This window comes from Martinezella sp. CNPSo 3964 (assembly GCF_057784375.1).
On record NZ_JBXSOW010000010.1, the window covers coordinates 176820 to 195612 of the forward strand.

The window sequence follows — 18793 nt, forward strand, 5'->3', positions numbered from 1 at the left end:
GCTCAGCTCAACACAGTCTGGATTGTGGTGAATTCCTTCAGTCCTTCCGCGCCGAATTCGACGCCGATACCGGACTGCTTCACACCGCCGAAAGGCGCATTCGGCTGGATCGTACCGTGCTTGTTGATCCAGACCGAGCCGCATTCGAGCTGCAGCGCATAGCGCTTCGCCTTCTCCGCATCGGAGGACCAGACGGAGCCGCCAAGGCCAGCCGGATTTTGATTGGCGCGCGCGACCACCTCATCGATGTCGCTGTAGCGGATGATCGGCAGCGCCGGGCCGAATTGCTCCTCATCGACCAGGCGCACGCCGTGATCGACATCGGCAACGAGCGTGATCGGATAGAAATAGCCCGGGCGATCCATCGGCGCCCCACCGGTCAGGATACGGCCGCCATTGGCGCGCGCATCGTCGACGAGTTCGCGCACCTTGTTGAACTGCATCTCATTCTGCACCGGACCGAGAATGCTCGCATCGTCCAGACCGTCACCGACGACGATCCTGGAGGCATAGTCCGCAAGACCACGGCATACCTCTTCGTAGATGCTGTCATGCACATAGAGGCGCTTCAGCGCCGCGCAGGTCTGGCCGTTGTTGATGAAGGCGCCCCAGAAGAGACCCTCGACGATAGCCTTCGGATCGGCATCGGGCAGAACGATGCCGGCATCATTGCCGCCGAGCTCCAGCGTCAGCCGCTTCAGGGTGGCAACGGCAGAGGCCATGACCTTCTTGCCGGTTTCCGTCGAGCCGGTGAAGGTCATCTTGGCGATGCCGGGATGGGCCGAAAGTGCGGCACCGATGCTGTTTTCGCCGGTGACGACGTTGACGACACCCGGCGGCAGAACCTCGTTCATGATCTCGACAAGACGAATGGTCGACAGCGGCGTCAAGGGCGACGGCTTGATGACAACAGTATTGCCAGCGCGCACGGCCGGAACGATATGCCAGCAGGCGATCATCACAGGCCAGTTCCAGGGCGTGATCGAACCGACGACTCCGATCGGCTTGCGATGCAACTCGACGCGACCTTCATTGTCATCCTGCAGGATCTCGACCGGCAGATCGAGTTCGGCGGTGTGGCGGGTCCAGGCGAGCGCGCCGCCGATCTCGAAGCGTGAGCCGAGACCATTCAGCGGCTTGCCCTGTTCACGCGTCAGGAGTTGGGCAAGCTCTTCACCATGCTCGCTGATTTTTTCCGCAACGGCACGGCAGGCGCTGGCTCGATCCTCGTTCGATACCTGCGACCAGCCTTTGAAGGCTTCCGTCGCGGCGGTAACGGCACGATCGAGATCCGCTTCGCTCGCAAGCGGCATAAAGCCGACCACATCGCCATTCGAGGGATTGGCAACCGGCGCATGATGGGACGTGGCAACAGGCTCGCCACCGATAAGCAGGGTATACTGCTTCACGACATTTTCCTCCCGTGACTTTCGGAAGGACTATGGCTGCTACCGCAAAACCCGTCTTGGGGAGAAACGCGCCTCGTCTTGGACTGAAGCGCAGATGGCGCTTCAGTCCAATCTATGCGCCGGCTCGGCAGCACGAAGCAGCTCGCTCGGCGCGCAATCAAACAGTTCCTTGAAGCTGCGATTGAAATAGGAAATGTCGTTGAATCCTGCCGAATAGGCGACTTCGGCTATCGTCGTCGGGTTACGCTGCTCTTTCAGCTGCTCGATCTTTTCGCGCGCAAACCGCAGCCGCTTGTCGCGAATGACCGTCGTGCAGGTCATGCCCATGCCCTGGAAATCCTGCTGCAGGGTACGGATCGAAACGCCGAGGCGCGTTGCCAGCCACTTGGCATTGAGGTCGCTCTCGGTGAGGTGCCGATCGATCAGAATATCGACCATCTGCATGCGCTTGCTGGCACTTTCATGCAGCGAATTCAGGCTGGCAGTCTGAAGGCCGGTCGAAAGGAACGCCTGACGCGTCGTATCGAACATCAGCTGCCGTAAAAACGGCGAGGCGGCTTCGCTGTCCGGCGTCGTCATCATCTTGGCGATCAAGGCCCGAAGCATCACCGCCATCGGGTCGCTGGCTTCCAGCTTTCGGGCGACGTCAAAATCGATCTTGCTCTCTGAATACATCAGCTGGCGCGGCAGGTGCAGCGAGAGATGATTGGAGAAGTGTCCGCGAAAATAGAAAGTGGTCGGCCGGGTGGAATCGACAAGAATACATTCGCCGACATCAAGGATATTCTGCTGACCGGAATGCTCGACGCCACAGACGCCCTCCAGCTGCAGGATCAGGAAAAGATGCTCATTGGCATCGCGGCGAATATCGTCCCAATCGCGGTGGACATAATCGAGATCGTTGGAGACATGGGCAAACTCCATGCCGCAGACATCGATGCGGCTGGCCGTGCCGACAACGCTATCGCCGCGCTGCATCAGATGCGGATTGAAGCTGCCGCAAATGCTTTGAAGATCGTCCGCCCATTGCTCGTAGGGCGTCGGCGACCATGTCCGGTCAACCAGGCTGCGGTTCTGCAACAGGTCCAACTCCGCCTCCCAACAGTGTCAGCACTGTGGAAGACTGCTACAGATCCCTCAAGCCGTCAATCAAATACTTAACACATTAACGAAATCGACGAGGCGTTCATTCCTCGCCGACCGAGCCGTTCTCCAATTTCAGCGAAGCAAGCTCCTCCAGCATGTCGAGAAGCTTTTCGACGCGTTCCACGCCGAAGCGAGCGTCGATATCGGCATAGACCTTCTGGCTCTCGGGCATGACATCCTCGACGATCGCCTGACCCGCCGCAGTAATCTGCAGCAGCACCCTGCGGCCATCGGCATCATCCTTGTGCTTGGTGATGAAGCCGCGCTCCTCAAGCGAGCGGATCATGCGCGTCAGGCTCGGCGCCAGGATGGATGCCTTGTCGGCCAATTCTGTCGCATCAAGCTGGCCGCCTTCATAGAGAACGCGAATGACGCGCCACTGCTGCTCGGTCACATCATGCGCCGCGAGGATCGGCCGGAAATGGCTCATGACAGCTTCGCGCGCGCGCAGAAGTCCGATCGCCAGCGAGCGGCGGCGATCGCGCAGCGGCCGCTTCGTTTGTGTCGCCGTAGCGCCCTGCTCCGGACGCTGCTTGACATCACCATCTGTCTTATTTTGCATGTGTGCATATTCGCCTGAATTACGGTTCTCACTGATTAACATGAGAATCATTCAAAGCAAGGCGATTGCGGGATACTCTAACAGCTCGACGTTCCCAATTTCGACGGTTCAATTGCCGCGCTCCTGCCGACCGCGAACGGGCGTCTCAACATTCCCTCGGACCTTCAGGGCGTTCTAGGGAGTAGCCGCGGGCAGAATAAATTTGTTGAGTATCGCATCACCGATCCCGTCTGCCGCAGGGTTTCCATAAAGCCCGGCATGAATGAGTACAACCATGTCAAGCGAGGGGATGATCACCAGGTGTTGCCCGCCGTAGCCGAAACCCGCAGCCCAATCCACTTGACGTTGGTTCACCAGCGAACGCCCCAGCCAGAACTGAAAACCATAGAAATATGAGCCGGGACCGTTGATCTGAGGCGTCGTTGCCTGCTGTATCCACGCCGCCGGTACGATCTGTTGGCCGTGCCATATACCTTTGTCGAGTACGAGCTGTCCGATTTTAAGTGTATCGCCAGGCAGCAACCGAAGCCCGGATGCCGCTACCGGTTCTGCAATTTGTGGATAGGGATGCCAATCGGCATGCGAAATGCCGAGCGGTTTGAACAGATTTTCCTCGGCCAATTGGTCGATCGTCTTCCCGGTCGCTTGATGAAGCACACAAGCAATCAGGGCAGCCGAACCACCGCTATAGTTCCAAACCGAACCCGGCGAATGTTGGACAGGCTGCTCGAGCGCGAAGCGACAAGGGTCGTCGGCACGATCCATGCGGGTTTCGCTGTTCTCCGGGCTGCCGTAAAGCAGATGCTCGTTCCAGGTCAGCCCGCTCGACATTGTCAGCAGATCGCGCAACGTGATGCGATCTTTCTCGGGCGAGTGAAGATCAGCATAGTTCGGAAGAAGTGCAAGAACAGGTTGATCGATGTCGCGCACCCAACCCTTGTCGATCCCTATGCCAAGAACCAGTGAAACGACGCTCTTGCTTATCGAGCGGAGATCGTGGGGGACCGAGGGTCCGAAGGTGACATCACCGAGCTGCTGCCCCCACCTCTCGTCGGAGCCGGAGTAGTATTGCTCGAAGATCAGTTTGCCGTGCCGCGCCACAAGAATGGCATGCACGTTTGTCTCTTTCAGGTCTGCGCCGCGCTGGACAAGGTTGCACAACAAGTTTGGATCGATCCCGACATCCGCAGGTCGCGCGATCTCCCAACCGGCAGCCTTACCACTTGGGGCTCCGCAATTTGCCTCGGCGTAGGCGTAGGCAGAAAATGCAAGCCCGAAGCAGAAGCTGAGAGTTAGAATTCGAATGATAGAAGCTATCCGATACATCATAATTGCAGCTCCCTTTTTGGGCTCAATGCGTTCTTGGTAAAAGAGGCACCGCCCATGAGAAGCTCCGCGAGAATACTCGCCAAGGGGGTCGAAATCTTTCTCAATCGCGTCGCTAAAACCGCCGTGCACGGGCAAGTGTGCTCAACGCGTCGGACCTAAGGCACCTGCACGAGACGGCCGCTGCCTCTGACTTCGGAACGCCGCAGCACCGGGTGTCCATACAATTCAATATTGCCGCTGCCGCTGATCGATACGTCTGCATCGGCAGCAGCAGTGACCTCAGCATCACCGCTGCCGCGAATACGGATCTTCACGGATTGAGCGGCCAGTTCCTTGAGACGAGCGGTACCGGAACCGGAAACCTCCAAGTCGACCGTACGCGCGCTGCCTGTGGCGGTGACGCTGCCACTGCCGGATATACTCAGGCGCAGGTCGGTTTGATCCAGCTGCGACAAGGCGAGATCGCCGCTGCCGCGCACCTTCCAATCGGTGACGAGCGGCCCCGACAGGCTGACCTCGAATTTGGAGCTGGACCAACCCGGATTGCAATCCAGGCTCAGCCTGCCGCCCTGCAGCCTGACATGATCGAGAAGCGCTGGATCGCCGCTGATGACGGCCTCCGCCTTTCCGCCCGGCTGATACTGCACGGAGGCAGGAATATCGATCGCCAGGCTGCCATTGGAGCTGAAAGGCAGGATAACCTGCCGGCTGCCGGAGGCAGCAGATCCGCAACTGGACTGCATGCCACCCCACCAATGCCCTGCGTTTGCCCAATCCGACCCGGAAAGCCCGATACCGAGCGCTAGAAAGACGAATGCACAAATCAACCCGGTCGTCGCGACAGTCGCCAATTTCCCGTTCATTGTCCATTTCCTCCAAGGATGTGTAGTCCGGCGCTCAAGCTCGGCCTTCGTCCACTTGCGCCAAGCGGAAATGCAGGCGCGCATATTGCCCAAGCATGCGTATGCCCAAGCTCAGCCCCATCAGCAGCAAGGCACCGCCGCCCACGGAGCAACTCACCAGCCCGGCACCGATAAGCAAGCGGGCCAGCATGCCGACGGAAGGCAAGCCGATATGGAACAGTATGGTCGTAACGACGATCTTCAGACCAACGGCGCCAACGGCCACCAGTGCGATCGCAAGGCCGAGCGTGACGAACATCGCCGCAAACAACAGAGGCAGCAGGAAGAAGATATCGACGATAGCAAGGCCGGCCAGCGCCATCATGGCAGCCAACAGGTTCGGCACGCTCCAATGTGCCTCGAAGCGGCGCAGCCCGACATCCGCACGCAGCTCCCTTGCGATCCTGGCGGGATCGCCCAGCGCAGCAGAAACCTCCTCCTCGCTTCGGCCCGAGGCTTCGGATTCGGCAAAATGGGCAGCATAATCGGCCACGATATCGTCAACCTCGTGGGGAGGCAGGCCCGCAAGTCCCAGTCTCAGCGTGCGCAAAAAGGCTTCCCTGGTCATGGCAAATCCTCGAGTAGCTTGTCGACGGCGCCTGCTAGCGAACGCCAATCGCGGCGATGCGCTTCGAAAATCGAACGCCCTAGCGGTGTGAGCCGATAATATTTACGCGGCGGCCCATTGTTCGATTCGACGATGCGGGTCGCAACCAGTCCGTCGTTCTGCATCCTGCGCATCAACGGGTAGATCGTTCCTTCGCCCATGCCGACCGCCGCAACCAGCGTACTCGCAATTTCATAGCCGTAGCTTTCGCCCCGCGAGAGCACGGCAAGGACGCAAAGATCGAGTACGCCCTTTCGCAATTGAACTTGGATCGAGTCAGTCATGAACGCCTCAGCTTTACGGAATGAATATAACAAGCTATCTGTTTATGCAAGATAGCTGCCGCTAGAAGGTTGAGCCGCAGCATTTTTCGAGAACTATGAAGGCTCGGCGCTTGTTCATGACGCTACGCTCACCGCCCGATCCCCGGTATCCGTCTCTCGCCAAAGGAGTTGTTATAATGATCCGCCTCGACTTCATCCTTGTCGTCTTCCTATGTCTTGCGACCCCGCTGGCCCACGCCGCCGGCTTCCAGCAGATCGAAGTTCCGGGCGATGGTGCTCTTCCCGCGATCAAGGGAGGCGTCTGGTATCCATGTGGTCAACAACCAAGCGATATTAAGGGCGGCTCCCTCACCGTGACTATCGCCAAGGATTGTCCGGTTGCTGGCGAAAAATTGCCGCTTGTCGTCATTTCACACGGCAAGGGCGGCACGTTCATCGGCCACCACGACACGGCTGAGACACTGGCGGATGCCGGCTTCGTCGTCGTCGCCATCAGTCATCCCGGCGACAATGCCTTGGACAAGAGCCGGATCAACGACTTCTCGATCTTCGTCGAGCGGCCGGCCGATATCAAGCGGACGATCGATTTCATGCTCGGCCCATGGCCGGACGCCGGGAAGATCGATGCCGCGCATATCGGACTGTTCGGCTTCTCACGCGGCGGATATACCGGGCTCATCGCCATTGGTGCCAACCCGCATTTCGGCAAGCGCCTCAGAATGTGTGAGGGCAATAACAGCGCACTTTGCGATCAGGTCCACAAGGGCGCTCTTCCGGAACTGACCCATGACCTACGCATCAAGGCCGCGGTGATCGCCGACCCGCTCAGCGTTTTCTTCACGCCGGATAGCTTCAAGGCGGTGAAGGTCCCCGTGCAGCTCTGGGGATCGGAGCGCGGCGGCGACGGTGTAACGCCGGAAAGTGTCGTGGCGATAGCCAACCAGCTGCCGGAAAAGCCGGAATTTCACGCCGTGCCCAACTCACAGCATTTCGACTTCCTGCCTCCTTGCCCACCCGAACTGGCAAAAGCTATGCCGGTAATCTGTGCCGATCCACCCGCTTTCGATCGGGCCGCATTTCACCGGGAATTGAATGCCGCGACACTCGCATTCTTCCGCAAGCATCTGGTGAGTGCGCAATAGCCCGCTGACGCCCCGGCATTCGATATGGCGACCATCGCAATGGTTGAAACCAGCTCGCGAATCCGATCAGATCGAGGCATGATGAAAACGATACGGATAGCGGCGGCTTTGCTGCTGCGCCCCGATGGGGATTTGCTGCTCGTGCGCAAGCGCGGCACGGCGGCCTTCATGCAGCCGGGCGGCAAGATCGAACCGGAGGAAGCACCCGAGCAGACCCTCATCAGGGAGCTTTTCGAAGAGTTGAGACTTGTCGTCACAACGGAAGAGCTGGTGTTCCTCGGCAAGTTTCAGGCATCGGCAGCCAATGAGCCGGAGCATATCGTCGTTGCCGATCTCTTCCGCCTGCATGTCGGCAATATCGAAATCACGCCAGCGGCAGAGATCGAAGAAATCCGCTGGGTATCACCACAAGATCCGGGAGATATCGCAATGGCGCCGCTTACCGAGCATCATGTCCTGCCATTCCACCGGCAACAGGACATATCCACGATGTGACTGACATCCAACCCAGGCAAAGCGCAAGTCGAAAAAGCCTCACACTGTCCTTGGCAAATGAATATTCGAGCTACCATACTGCGCATCCGCCACTGGCGCGATTCGAATATTGTGATAAAATAAGAAAATAACATATTTAAACTTACATCTCCTGATATTTACTATGAAAATAAACCAACGACAAAGAATATCTAAAGTTCTGTCAATTTTTATTGAAAGCAAAAACAACTTTGGATACATAAATAAAAAACATTGCGTGAGGCCGAAAATGAAAAAGGAAAATACCGCCAGCCACGAAAGGTTTATTGAGCTCACAAGCAAGATTGTCTCTGCCTACGTACTTCGCAATGCGACCACGCCGGAAGATTTGCCGAGGCTCATCACGGAAACTTATTTGGCACTTACAGGCTCTCAGCAGCCTGTATCGTCGGCAACCGCAGTGGAAAAACTGTTGAAGCCGGCTGTACCGATCAAGAAATCCATAACCGATGACTATCTGATCTGCCTCGAAGACGGCGGAAAATACAAGTCGTTAAAGCGGCATCTAAACAGCAAATATGGCCTCACGCCCGAAGAATATAGAAGGAAATGGGGCCTGCCCGCGGATTATCCGATGGTTTCCGCCTCTTATGCAGCCACAAGATCGACGTTGGCAAAGAAGGCTCTCCTGGGCCATGCGAAAAGCGTAACCGACATTCCTCCGGCGGTCGAACCACCACGGCGCCAACGCAAGGCCGGCTGATCCGGATCTTTTCGTCACGCGCCATAATCAAGCGATCCGTTCTTTGAACGGGCGATTGACTTTTATCTGAACAAAATTGATCGCAGGCGTTGGGACGCATCAATTCAACGCTGCGTTCCGGCAGCCGGGTCGCATCCATCAGGGTGTTTCAATCGTCCTCGCATTGACGGTGATCGCACGACCGGCAAACCAACCGTTGATCGCAGCACCGAGACCGAGCAGCAGAAACAGGACGGAACTCCAGGCAAAGCTTCCCGTCCAACCATGAATCATGCCGACCACGAGCGGACCGATCGCAGCAAGCAGGTAACCTACGAATTGCGCCATGCCAGAGAGATGCGCGGCGACATGTGCATCGGGCGAACGCAATACGATGACAGTCAGCGCTACAGCGATCAATCCACCCTGCCCGACGCCCTGGAGTACCGCCCAGAACCAGACCGTCCAGAGCGGAGCAAAGAGCAGCCCCAGCAAGGCAACGACGGCAATTAAGCAGAGGATGACATTGATCGCCCGCTGATCCTTACCCTTAACGGCGATATGAGGCGCCACCAGGCAAGCAGCCGCCTGCACCATGACCGAGGCAGACACGATGACGCCAGCTGTGACACCATCAAGACCACGTTCACGCAGGATGGGTACCAGCCAGCCGAAGACGCAATAGGCAAGCGCCGATTGCAACCCCATGAAAAGCGTTACCTGCCAGGCGATGCGATCACTCCACAAACCGGTAACGCGAAAGCCGGTACGCCGCGCCTGGCTGTGCGCTCCGATCACCTGCGGCAACCAGAGAAGTCCGACGGCGAAAGCCGGCAGCGCCCAAATGGCGAGCGCACCGCCGAGCGATCCACCAAGAGCATGCTCGACAGGAAGCGTAAAGCCGGCCGCACTCGCAGCGCCTGCGCATAGCGCCATCGTATAGCAACCCGTCATCAGCGCCGCCTTATCGGGAAAATCGCGCTTGACTACGCCGGGCAACAGCACATTACCGATGGCGATGCAGGCGCCAGCCAACGCGGTGCCCAAGAATAGCAGCGAAATCGAGGAAAAACCCCGTAGCGCCGTGCCCACCGCGAGCATGAAAATGACGCCCAGCAGGACACGCTCTGTCCCGATGCGCTGCGCGAGCCTTGGCGCAAGCGGTGAAAACAGCCCCATGCAGATAACAGGCAAAGTCGTAAGAATACTGGTTCCGAAGGCGGAGAGACCAAGTCCGGTCCGTATCTCCGGCAAGAGCGTCGATGCGCTTGAAAAAACTGGCCGCAGATTGAAGGCGATGAGCACAAGGCTCGCACCCAGCAGAAACCTGCCGATCGGCGACTTGCCTCCATGCGGCAACGGTGCCGGAATTTCATCGGCCTCGGCATCGATCAATTCGACGGAGGCGAGATTTTGCGAGAGCTTGGTCATGACATAAGCAACCGATCAAGAGTAGCGACGATGGGGGCCATGAAGCGGCGCACAGCTCTATCGGCCGCTTCGGGATTGCCGGCTTCGATAGCATCGACGATAGCGATATGCGCCAGCATATCCGGCTCGGGAATGTCCTCGCCCAGCGTCGCCTCGATGGTCTCGGCAATCGAGAGAGAGAAGAACTCGTAGATCTCGATCATGGCCCTGTTCTGCGAAGCCGCGACGACAGCTTTGTGGAAGGCAAGGTCACGCTCGATGAACGTAGCCTTGTTACCACCGGCATAGTTGCCACGGGTAATCAGCAAGGCGCGCAATTGCGAAACGACCTCCGGAGAATGGCGTAGCGCCGCAAGCCGGGCGGCCTCGACCTCCAGCGCAAGCCGAGCCTCGAACTGATCCCTCAACCCGGCACGGCGCGCCATATCCAGTGGCCGGCTGACATCCGTACTTGAACGAACATAGGTGCCGGACCCCTGCCGGGTTTCGAGATAACCCTGGGATACCAGCACTCTTACCGCCTCGCGGATCGTGCCACGGCTGACGGAGAGCATCGACGAGAGGGATGCTTCGTTCGGCAGCTTTTCGCCGACGAGCCAGCGTCGGCCGGTAATCTCGCTGCGAATTGCCTCGACGGCCGTATCCGCAAGCGTGGTTTTGGTCAGAGCACGCATGATTGGATCTCATCAAGTCATCAGATGACTTTATCACTTAGACAATCGACAGTCCTCAGTCAATCTTATTTTCAGCGAGACGAACGCTCGGCTGGCTAGGGCGATGTGGCGTCTCTGACGAAACCGAAGGCGAAGATGGTAAGCATGCCTACCAGAAACCCGGGCGAAGGATTGGAGCAGGTTTGGCGCTGGCCGGAACCTTCCGAGGTTGAACAATGCCTATCTTGTAGCGGGAAACCCCTATTTGATGGCACCCGAGCGGGCCATCATGGCGAGACCGAGCGCTGCAGCCAGAGAGAACGCCGCCGGAAGATAGAAAACGTTCGGAAGCCCGAGATAGGCAACACCGACACCTCCAACGCCGCCGCCAAGCGCACTGGCAAGCGCCGACGAGCTCATGAAGATCGCCGAAGCCGTCGCGACCGCATTCGGAAGGAGCCTTTGGGCAACGATCAGCCCGAGCACCATATAGAGCCCCCAGACACCGCCCATCAGGATCTGGCCAGCAAACATGCCCATAGCCGTCGGCCAGGCCGCAAAACAGAGGTTGGCCATGACGCCGCAGATCGCGGCGACGCACATCATCCATAGAATGCCGATCCGTCGCGCCAAAAGAACGCTGAACGGCATCAGGATGAGTTCGATGAATGGCTGCGTTCCGATCACCGATCCCTGAATGGAAGGATCAAGCTTGAGCTGGTCTTGCATGTAAAGCAGTAAGAATCCGTATTTGATCGGCTCGCCAGCATAGACCAGCACGTAAAGGCCGGTGAAGGCCAGAAGCGGCAGCATCTCGGACCAGCTGACATGACCGACGGCATCAGTCTTTTTATCGGCTCGCTGTCTGGGCGTGGCCAAGGCATGCTGGGTTCCGAGCGGAATGATCTGCGCGAAGAAGCAGATCGCCGTTCCCCACAGCATGGGGCGGAGGCCGATTTCGACCGCGCACCAGGCACCCAAAAACGGCCCGATGACCCAACCGGCCGTCAAGGCCATTCGGATGATGGCGACCACGCTATCGTTGGCACCGGTTCCTTTCGCTTTGAGATCGTCATGAATGGCAGTGAACAGCTGCGATGTGGCCGATCCTGAAAAACCCAGAATGACTGTGCCGATCACGAACGGCATCCATGGCTTGGTGGAAAGCGCAATCCCCGCCCAGCCGAGGGCGCCGGCAATGGCGCAAAGCCGGAAAAGGCCGAAACGCCTGCCGCTTCTGTCGGAATAGCTGCCGACGAGGTAGCCGGCGATCGGTGCCGTCAGGCCGGTCAGATAATAGAGCCCCGCCACCGGCAAGGACGCCCCGAGTTCCTTCACCAGGAAGAGGACGATTTGCGGCAACGAAGCCGATGTCGCAAGGCCGGAGAGAAACAGCGCAAGCGTCGCGCCGCGATAGAGTGGCGAAGCCCAAACCTGCTGGATCGCGGTGGCCCTGCTGGGGGTCGTCAAGGATCGCGCGTCCATAGCCTCATCATCCGTCATATCGGTTGCCGAAACGAATTCTCCGGCTGATCGGCACGCAATGATCCTGATCGATTGCAGCCAAACCAATCTCGGCCGCCCGATGGACAACATGCCTTCATCCCGGGTGCTGTCTATCCTTCCGCCAAAGCTGGCAAAGACGCAAATGGTTGCATCCGGACTTCCGCCCTCACGCCGGAGTTATCCACATCATTCATAGTACCAATGAGCGAGATCAAATCTCAGCCGGGCATCGCCCTTGAATAGGCAGCCAGGATGAAGCGCTCCGCCTGAAACAGATATTTCTCCAGCGCCTCGGCAGCACTTGCCGGCGCCCCCTCCTCCAGATGCGCAAGAATAGTCGCGTTCTGGCCGACATAGGGAGCATGCAGATATTCGGGATCGCGGATCAAGCCGAACACCAGACGCAACTCCAGCGAGATCTGCGCATAGAAGGCGGAAAGCCTGGGACTGTCCGCAAGCTCGACGATCGCTGCATGAAAGGCAATATCGGCGCTGCCGACCTCCAGCCATTCGCCGCGATCACGATGCTGGACGGCAGCCTCGATGGCGGCACGCATCTTGTCGACGCTCGGATGGCGGTGATGTGCATTGGCAAGCGCCGAACACTCGATCAGGCGGCGAATATGGAAGATATCCATGATCGTCGAGATGCTCGGCGTGGAAACGAAGACGCCGCGATTGGCTTCGTGACGCAGCACGCCCTCTTTCGTCAGCAGCCGGAAGACTTCGCGTAGCGTATTGCGCGAGACCTGCAGCTCCTCGCAAAGAGCTGCCTCGGACAGATGACTGCCCGGCGACAGCGTACCGCTGATCACGCGCTCGCGGATGCGGGCAGCCGTCAGTTCCGCCAGCGTCTGCCCTGTCTCTGCGACTGATGTCGGCTCGATGCTCGCAAGATTTGTCTGCTTCATTTGCTCTCCCGGCGCCTGCGCTCAATCGTCTCCGATGCCTGCCTGTATCAAGCATTTACTGGAAAGCGAGTGGAGCTCTCATGCTTGTCTACGCTGTCGAACTGCCCCAACAGGAAAGTCCGTTGGACGATTTTATGCAGGTTTGTCCCCATTTTTGATTGGCAATACGAAAATTGTTGAACAATATAGACCAGATTGTTGTTTGATGCTATCTCATGCCCTAACAAATATAATGGGAACGCGGATACAGATGTTCATGAGACGCCTGTTTTGTAGAAAAACATCGCCTGCTTTTGCCGGGTCGCAATGGGTGTCCGCATGAGCGTGCTACGATCCGGCCCTGACGGCGATCTCGGCGAGCGCATCTGCATGATCGATGCAAAGTGTGACACGGCCATCATCCCGGACGCCATGAACGACCTGCCCAATATCGAGGTAAGCGCATGACGAATGCTACAGGCGACAACAAACCGCTTCTGTCTGTAGCGGATCTGACCGTGCGGTTCGGTGAAAACCGCGTGGTCGAGGGGCTTTCCTTTTCGGTCGAACCGGGCAGAACGCTTGCGGTTGTCGGCGAATCCGGCTCCGGCAAGTCGGTGACCTCGCTCTCGGTCATGCGCCTCGCAGACATGATGGGTGCGCGCTTCGAAACCGGCAGCATCCTCTTCAATGGCAAAGACCTGCTGAAACTCTCGCAGAGGGACATGCGCTCCGTCCGCGGTAAGGAGATCGCCATGATCTTCCAGGAGCCGATGACCTCGCTCAACCCCGTCTTCACCATCGGTGACCAGATCTGCGAAGTCCTTCTGCTGCACGAGAAGATCGGCAAGTCCGCCGCGATGGCTGAAGCCCGACGCCTGCTCGAAATGGTGCGTCTACCCGATGCCGAGGCGCTGTTGACGCGCTACCCGCATCAGCTGTCCGGCGGCATGCGCCAACGCGTCATGATCGCCATGGCGCTCGCCTGCCGCCCGAAACTACTGATTGCCGACGAACCGACGACGGCGCTCGACGTGACGATCCAGGCGCAGATCCTTAACATCATGCGGGATTTGCAGAAGGATCTCGGCATGGGCATGATCTTCATCACCCATGACATGGGTGTTGTCGCCGAAATGGCCGACGACGTCGTGGTGATGTGGAAAGGCAAGAAGGTCGAGGAAGGCCCGGTTCGCGAGATATTCGCCAATCCGCAGCACCCCTATACGAAGGCTCTTCTCGCCGCGGTGCCGAGACTTGGCAGCATGACCGGCCAGGATTTTCCGAAGCGCATGCCCTTGACAGTTCTCGATGGCGGCGAGCCCAAAATCGTCGGCGAGGAGCGGGTGCAGAATACCGCCCGCTACGACCAGCAGCCGCTGCTGTCCGTGCGCGATCTCTTTGTGCGCTTCGATATCAAAAAGAACATATTCGGCCAGGTCACGCATCGCTGCAGTGCCGTCCAGAAGGTCGCTTTCAACATTCACCCCGGTGAGACGCTGGCGCTTGTCGGCGAATCCGGCTCGGGAAAATCGACCATCGGCCGCACCATCCAGCAATTGCAGAAGGCACGTTCGGGCGAAATCACCTTCAATGGCAAGAGCTTTGCCGCCATGTCGGCACTGGAACGGTTCCGCCTGCGGCGCGACGTGCAGTATATCTTCCAGGACCCCTTCGCTTCGCTCGACCCGCGCAAGACTGTGGGATTCTCGATTGCGGAACCGATCAACACCCACAGCATCATTTCCGGATCGAAAGAGGTGCGTCGCAGGGTCGATGAGCTTCTGGAGCGCGTTGGCCTGACATCCGCCCATGCCGATCGCTACCCGCATGAGTTTTCCGGCGGCCAGCGCCAGCGCGTCTGCATCGCCCGCGCACTTGCCTCCGATCCGAAGCTCATCATCGCCGACGAGGCGCTTTCCGCCCTCGACGTCTCGATCCAGGCGCAGATCATCAACCTATTGATGGACCTGCAGGCCGAGCGTGAACTTGCCTATCTATTCATCAGCCATGACATGGCGGTGGTCGAAAAGATCAGCCATCGCGTCGCCGTCCTCTACCTCGGCCAGATCATGGAGATCGGCAGCCGGCGGCAGGTCTTCGAAACCCCGATGCACGCCTATACGCAGCGCCTGATCTCGGCCGTGCCGATCGCCGATCCGACACAGGAGCGCAGAACCGCTCTCATCGAGGGCGAGATCCCCAATCCCGTCCGCCGCGTCGGCGACGAGCCGCCGATCCTGGCTCACGAGGAAATCACTTCAGGCCACTTCATCGCCAAGAGTGCCTGAACGACCGCCAACCATAGCATCGATCTGAAGAGGAAACAGGTTCAATGAAAACAATGAAATGGGGATTGAAAACCGCTCTGACCGCACTCGTCATGTCGAGCGTCACCATCAGCGCCGCTCCGGCCTTCGCGGCGGGCAAGCTCACCGTGTCGTCGTCGCAGGACCCGGGCAGCTGGGACCCGATCGACACGTTCCTGGTGGCATGGGCTGCCGTCTCGACCAACATCTTCGATGGCCTCACCTATCGCGGCCCCGATCTCAAACTAGTGCCGGGCCTTGCCGAATCCTGGGAAGAACTGGATCAGGGCAAGCGCATCCGCTTCAAGCTGCGCCACAACGTCAAATTCCATGACGGCGAGCCCTTCAATGCCGAGGCGGTGAAGTTCACCTTCGATCGCCTGCTCGGCGAGCAGGGCGCCAAGGGACCGCAGCGCTCGAACTACACCGCGATCGAAAGCGTTGACATCATCGACGACTACACCGTCGACATGAAGCTGAAAACGCCCGATCCGGTGCTTTTGACGAAGCTCGCCGGCTATGGCGCGATGATCGTTCCGCCGAAATACATCAAGGAAAAGGGCGAGGATTACTTCAATCTCAACCCGGTCGGCACCGGTGCATTCAAGTTCGTTTCCTATACGCCGAAGGTGAACATCAAGCTCGAAGCCAATCCGGACTACTGGGGCGGCGCGCCGAAGATTTCCGAGCTCGAATACCGCTTCATCAGCGAGCCGGCGACCGCCGTTGCCGAACTTCAGGCCGGCCGCGTCGATATCGTCATCCCGCCGACCATTCCGATCGGCATGCTCCCGGTCATCCAGGGCGACTCCAAGCTCGAAATCGCCAGCGTTCCCGGCCCGACAGTCGACGCGCTGCGCTTCAACACCCGCGATGGCATCACCGCCGATCCGCGCGTGCGCAAGGCGATCATCATGGCCGTCGACCGCGACACGATCGTCAAGTCGATCCTCGCGGGCCAGGGAACCGAGATCGTCAGTTTCCAGAACTCGCTTTCCTTCGGCTACGATGCCGATCTGAAGCCGCTTCCCTACGATCCTGCAGGCGCAAAGAAGCTGCTTGCCGAAGCTGGCGTGAAGCCTGGCGCTGCACTGCAGATCGACATTCGCGGCAATGACGCGACGATGAACGAAGTGGCGCAGGTCGTGGCAAGCTATCTGCAGATGGTCGGCCTCACCGCCACCATCAAGCCCTATGAAACCAACGTTCTGCTGAACGACATCATCCCGCAGGGCAAGACCGGCGCGATGTTCCAGCAGAAATGGGGCGGCTGGACCTTCGACTACGACAACACCGCCTATTCGATGTACCACTCCGGCGAAAAGTGGAATCCGTATGAAAAGGATGCCACGCTCGACAAGCTCTTGGAATCGCAGCGTCCCCTCACCGATCGCGCCGAGCGCGAGAAGGTGCTGAAAGACATCGGCAAGTATGTCGCCGACAAGGCGCTGGAACTGCCGCTCTACAACAGCAACGCGATCTACGGCGTCAGCAAGCGGGTCAAGGGCTTCGTGCCCGCACCCGATACCCGCATCAAGCTGAACGAAGTCACCGTCGACTAATCATCCAGCAGGACGCCGCCGGCTCGGTCGGCGGCGTCGTCCGAAAGCTCTCGGGGTAAGAACGTGGCCGGTTTTCTCATCAAGCGATTGCTGCAGGCGATTTTCGTCGTGATCGCCATCACTCTTCTCGTCTCATTCGCCATCCGCCTCACGGGCGACCCTGCCCTGATGATGTTTCAAGGCGGCGGCAGCATGACGGAAGACGATCTCGCGCGCATTCGCGCAGCGCTTGGCACGGATCAGCCCTTCCTCGTGCAATATTTCACCTTCCTGAAGGGGCTGCTGACATTGGATTTCGGCCGGAGCTTCACCGGCGGAACGCCGGTTTCCCAGCTGATTGCCAATGCCCTGCCGGCAACGCTGCTGCTCGCCTTCATCTCCATGGTCGTCTCGATCGCGCTCTCCATTCCGCTCGGGATCAAGGCAGCGACAGCACGCGGCAAGACGGCGGATCAGATCATCCGCGTTCTCTCGCTGCTCGGCCTCTCCTTCCCGAACTTCTGGCTGGCGCTGATGATGGTGCTCTTGTTCTCCATCACGCTCGGCTGGCTGCCGCCAAGCGGGATGGTCGGGATTTCGAGCTACGTGATGCCTGCGGTGACGATGGGCGTGATCCTGACGGCAACGAATGTGCGCCTGGTGCGGACCGCCATGCTGGAAACGCTACAATCGCAATACATCATGGTCGCGCGTGCGAAGGGCCTCAGCGAAAGCAAGGTGCTCTACAAGCACGCGCTGCGCAATTGCGCAATACCGCTCATCACCTATTTCGGCATCCAGTTCGGTGGCCTGCTGGGCGGCATCGTCGTCATCGAGCGCGTCTTCAATTGGCCGGGTCTCGGCACGCTGGCATTCGATGCCGTCGGCGCCCGCGACTATCCGGTCTTGCAGGGCGTGATTACCGTGCTGGCGCTGTTCATCGTCGGCGTCAACCTCCTCGTCGACATCGCCTATGGCCTTGTCGATCCCCGCATTCGCACGGAGTAAGCCGATGGCCGCCACGATCTCACGCCGTTCGCGTTTCTACAGTTTCGAATTCATCGTGGGAGCATTGATCACGGTCGTCATCTGCCTTGCCGTGCTGCTCTCTGACGTGCTCTTTCCCGGTGGCGCCGAAAAGATCGACTTGATGGCACGGCTCGCAAGACCCTTTGCCAGCCTCGCTCACCCCTTCGGCACCGACCCGCTCGGGCGCGATGTACTTGCCCGCGTCGTCGCAGGCGGCAAGATATCGCTGACCGTCGGCCTGACTTCGGTGATTGGCGGCGTGGTTCTTGGCGTGCTGGTCGGCCTTGCGGCGGGCTACTACCGCGGCATCTGGGACATGTTGCTGATGCGCTTTGCCGACATCCAGCTCGCCATGCCCTTCATTCTCCTCGCTATCACCTTCATCGCCATCGTCGGCGGCAGCCTGACCAACACGATCATCCTGCTGATCGTGTCGCAATGGGTGCAATATGCGCGCCTCGTACGCGGCTCGGTACTCAGCCTGCGCGAGCGCGAGTTTATTCTGTCGGCACGTGCGATCGGCGTCAAAGACTGGCGCATCATCTTCCAGCATCTGCTGCCGAACCTTGTCGGGCCGGTGATCGTGCTGATGACGCTGAACATCGCCAACAACATCCTGCTTGAAAGCAGCCTCACTTTTCTCGGGCTGGGCGTAGATCCCACTATCCCGAGCTGGGGCGGCATGCTGGCCGACGGACGAACCTATCTGCAGACCGCGTGGTGGGTGAGCCTCTTTCCTGGCCTCGCAATCCTTTTGACTGTGCTCGGCCTCAATCTCCTCGGTGACTGGCTGCGCGACAGCCTCGACCCGACTGGCAGAACGACAAGGTAAGATAT

Annotated in this window: 19 protein-coding genes; 8 read left to right on the top strand and 11 right to left on the bottom strand. The window is 58.9% G+C overall.

The genetic code is table 11. The features are described from left to right. Window positions 1-2: 2 nt before the first annotated feature. The 7 genes from AC13Q5_RS27020 to AC13Q5_RS27050 all read right to left on the bottom strand — a co-directional run bounded on the left by AC13Q5_RS27020 (window position 3) and on the right by AC13Q5_RS27050 (window position 6239). Window positions 3-1409: an aldehyde dehydrogenase family protein gene (locus AC13Q5_RS27020; RefSeq protein ID WP_075853077.1), complete on the bottom strand. Its 1407-nt coding sequence runs from the start codon at window positions 1407-1409 to the stop codon at window positions 3-5. Window positions 1410-1511: 102 nt separating this feature from the next. Next, a complete protein-coding gene (locus AC13Q5_RS27025; protein ID WP_075853076.1) occupies window positions 1512-2498 on the bottom strand; it encodes a helix-turn-helix domain-containing protein in 987 nt (328 codons plus the stop codon). Window positions 2499-2595: 97 nt separating this feature from the next. Next, window positions 2596-3117, bottom strand: coding sequence for a homoprotocatechuate degradation operon regulator HpaR (hpaR, locus tag AC13Q5_RS27030; RefSeq protein ID WP_457891827.1), 522 nt, complete (start codon window positions 3115-3117; stop codon window positions 2596-2598). 174 nt (window positions 3118-3291) lie between these two features. Continuing rightward, window positions 3292-4446, bottom strand: a complete 1155-nt coding sequence (locus AC13Q5_RS27035) for a serine hydrolase domain-containing protein (protein ID WP_488503793.1) — start codon at window positions 4444-4446, stop codon at window positions 3292-3294. Between the two features lie 155 nt (window positions 4447-4601). Continuing rightward, the gene (locus AC13Q5_RS27040; RefSeq protein ID WP_075853074.1) at window positions 4602-5309 is read right to left on the bottom strand and encodes a GIN domain-containing protein; all 708 of its coding nucleotides are present in this window, start codon (window positions 5307-5309) and stop codon (window positions 4602-4604) included. Window positions 5310-5343: 34 nt separating this feature from the next. Next, a complete protein-coding gene (locus AC13Q5_RS27045) occupies window positions 5344-5916 on the bottom strand; it encodes a DUF1700 domain-containing protein (protein ID WP_075853073.1) in 573 nt (190 codons plus the stop codon). After that, window positions 5913-6239 carry a PadR family transcriptional regulator gene (locus tag AC13Q5_RS27050; protein ID WP_075853072.1) on the bottom strand — a complete coding sequence of 109 codons (327 nt, stop codon included), beginning with the start codon at window positions 6237-6239 and terminating at the stop codon, window positions 5913-5915. The genes AC13Q5_RS27045 and AC13Q5_RS27050 overlap by 4 nt, the downstream gene beginning before the upstream one ends. Window positions 6240-6415: 176 nt before the next feature. Here AC13Q5_RS27050 and AC13Q5_RS27055 point away from each other — a divergent pair, with 176 nt between their 5' ends. From AC13Q5_RS27055 to AC13Q5_RS27065, 3 genes are all read left to right on the top strand, one after another. Further along, on the top strand, window positions 6416-7381 hold the full coding sequence (locus tag AC13Q5_RS27055) for an alpha/beta hydrolase family protein (protein ID WP_075853071.1): 966 nt from the start codon (window positions 6416-6418) through the stop codon (window positions 7379-7381). Window positions 7382-7459: 78 nt separating this feature from the next. Continuing rightward, window positions 7460-7876 carry an NUDIX hydrolase gene (locus AC13Q5_RS27060; protein ID WP_488503794.1) on the top strand — a complete coding sequence of 139 codons (417 nt, stop codon included), beginning with the start codon at window positions 7460-7462 and terminating at the stop codon, window positions 7874-7876. Between the two features lie 268 nt (window positions 7877-8144). Then, window positions 8145-8618 carry a Ros/MucR family transcriptional regulator gene (locus AC13Q5_RS27065; protein ID WP_457881197.1) on the top strand — a complete coding sequence of 158 codons (474 nt, stop codon included), beginning with the start codon at window positions 8145-8147 and terminating at the stop codon, window positions 8616-8618. Between the two features lie 138 nt (window positions 8619-8756). On the opposite strand, the gene AC13Q5_RS27070 is transcribed toward AC13Q5_RS27065, so the two are convergent. From AC13Q5_RS27070 to AC13Q5_RS27085, 4 genes are all read right to left on the bottom strand, one after another. Beyond that, on the bottom strand, window positions 8757-10028 hold the full coding sequence (locus tag AC13Q5_RS27070) for a CynX/NimT family MFS transporter (protein ID WP_488503795.1): 1272 nt from the start codon (window positions 10026-10028) through the stop codon (window positions 8757-8759). After that, on the bottom strand, window positions 10025-10702 hold the full coding sequence (locus AC13Q5_RS27075; protein ID WP_488503796.1) for a FadR/GntR family transcriptional regulator: 678 nt from the start codon (window positions 10700-10702) through the stop codon (window positions 10025-10027). Before AC13Q5_RS27075 ends, AC13Q5_RS27070 begins: the two co-directional genes overlap by 4 nt. Window positions 10703-10942: 240 nt before the next feature. Further along, on the bottom strand, window positions 10943-12151 hold the full coding sequence (locus AC13Q5_RS27080) for an MFS transporter (RefSeq protein WP_488503797.1): 1209 nt from the start codon (window positions 12149-12151) through the stop codon (window positions 10943-10945). 254 nt (window positions 12152-12405) lie between these two features. Beyond that, a complete protein-coding gene (locus AC13Q5_RS27085) occupies window positions 12406-13098 on the bottom strand; it encodes a GntR family transcriptional regulator (protein ID WP_075853066.1) in 693 nt (230 codons plus the stop codon). 318 nt (window positions 13099-13416) lie between these two features. On the opposite strand from AC13Q5_RS27085, the gene AC13Q5_RS27090 reads away from it, so the two are divergent. From AC13Q5_RS27090 to AC13Q5_RS27110, 5 genes are all read left to right on the top strand, one after another. Next, window positions 13417-13545: a hypothetical protein gene (locus tag AC13Q5_RS27090; RefSeq protein ID WP_280173822.1), complete on the top strand. Its 129-nt coding sequence runs from the start codon at window positions 13417-13419 to the stop codon at window positions 13543-13545. Beyond that, the gene (locus tag AC13Q5_RS27095) at window positions 13542-15368 is read left to right on the top strand and encodes an ABC transporter ATP-binding protein (RefSeq protein ID WP_457881201.1); all 1827 of its coding nucleotides are present in this window, start codon (window positions 13542-13544) and stop codon (window positions 15366-15368) included. The genes AC13Q5_RS27090 and AC13Q5_RS27095 overlap by 4 nt, the downstream gene beginning before the upstream one ends. Window positions 15369-15412: 44 nt before the next feature. Then, window positions 15413-16948: an ABC transporter substrate-binding protein gene (locus tag AC13Q5_RS27100; RefSeq protein WP_488503798.1), complete on the top strand. Its 1536-nt coding sequence runs from the start codon at window positions 15413-15415 to the stop codon at window positions 16946-16948. Window positions 16949-17011: 63 nt separating this feature from the next. Further along, window positions 17012-17935 carry an ABC transporter permease gene (locus AC13Q5_RS27105; RefSeq protein WP_075853063.1) on the top strand — a complete coding sequence of 308 codons (924 nt, stop codon included), beginning with the start codon at window positions 17012-17014 and terminating at the stop codon, window positions 17933-17935. Window positions 17936-17939: 4 nt separating this feature from the next. After that, on the top strand, window positions 17940-18788 hold the full coding sequence (locus AC13Q5_RS27110) for an ABC transporter permease (RefSeq protein ID WP_075853062.1): 849 nt from the start codon (window positions 17940-17942) through the stop codon (window positions 18786-18788). Window positions 18789-18793 lie beyond the last annotated feature (5 nt).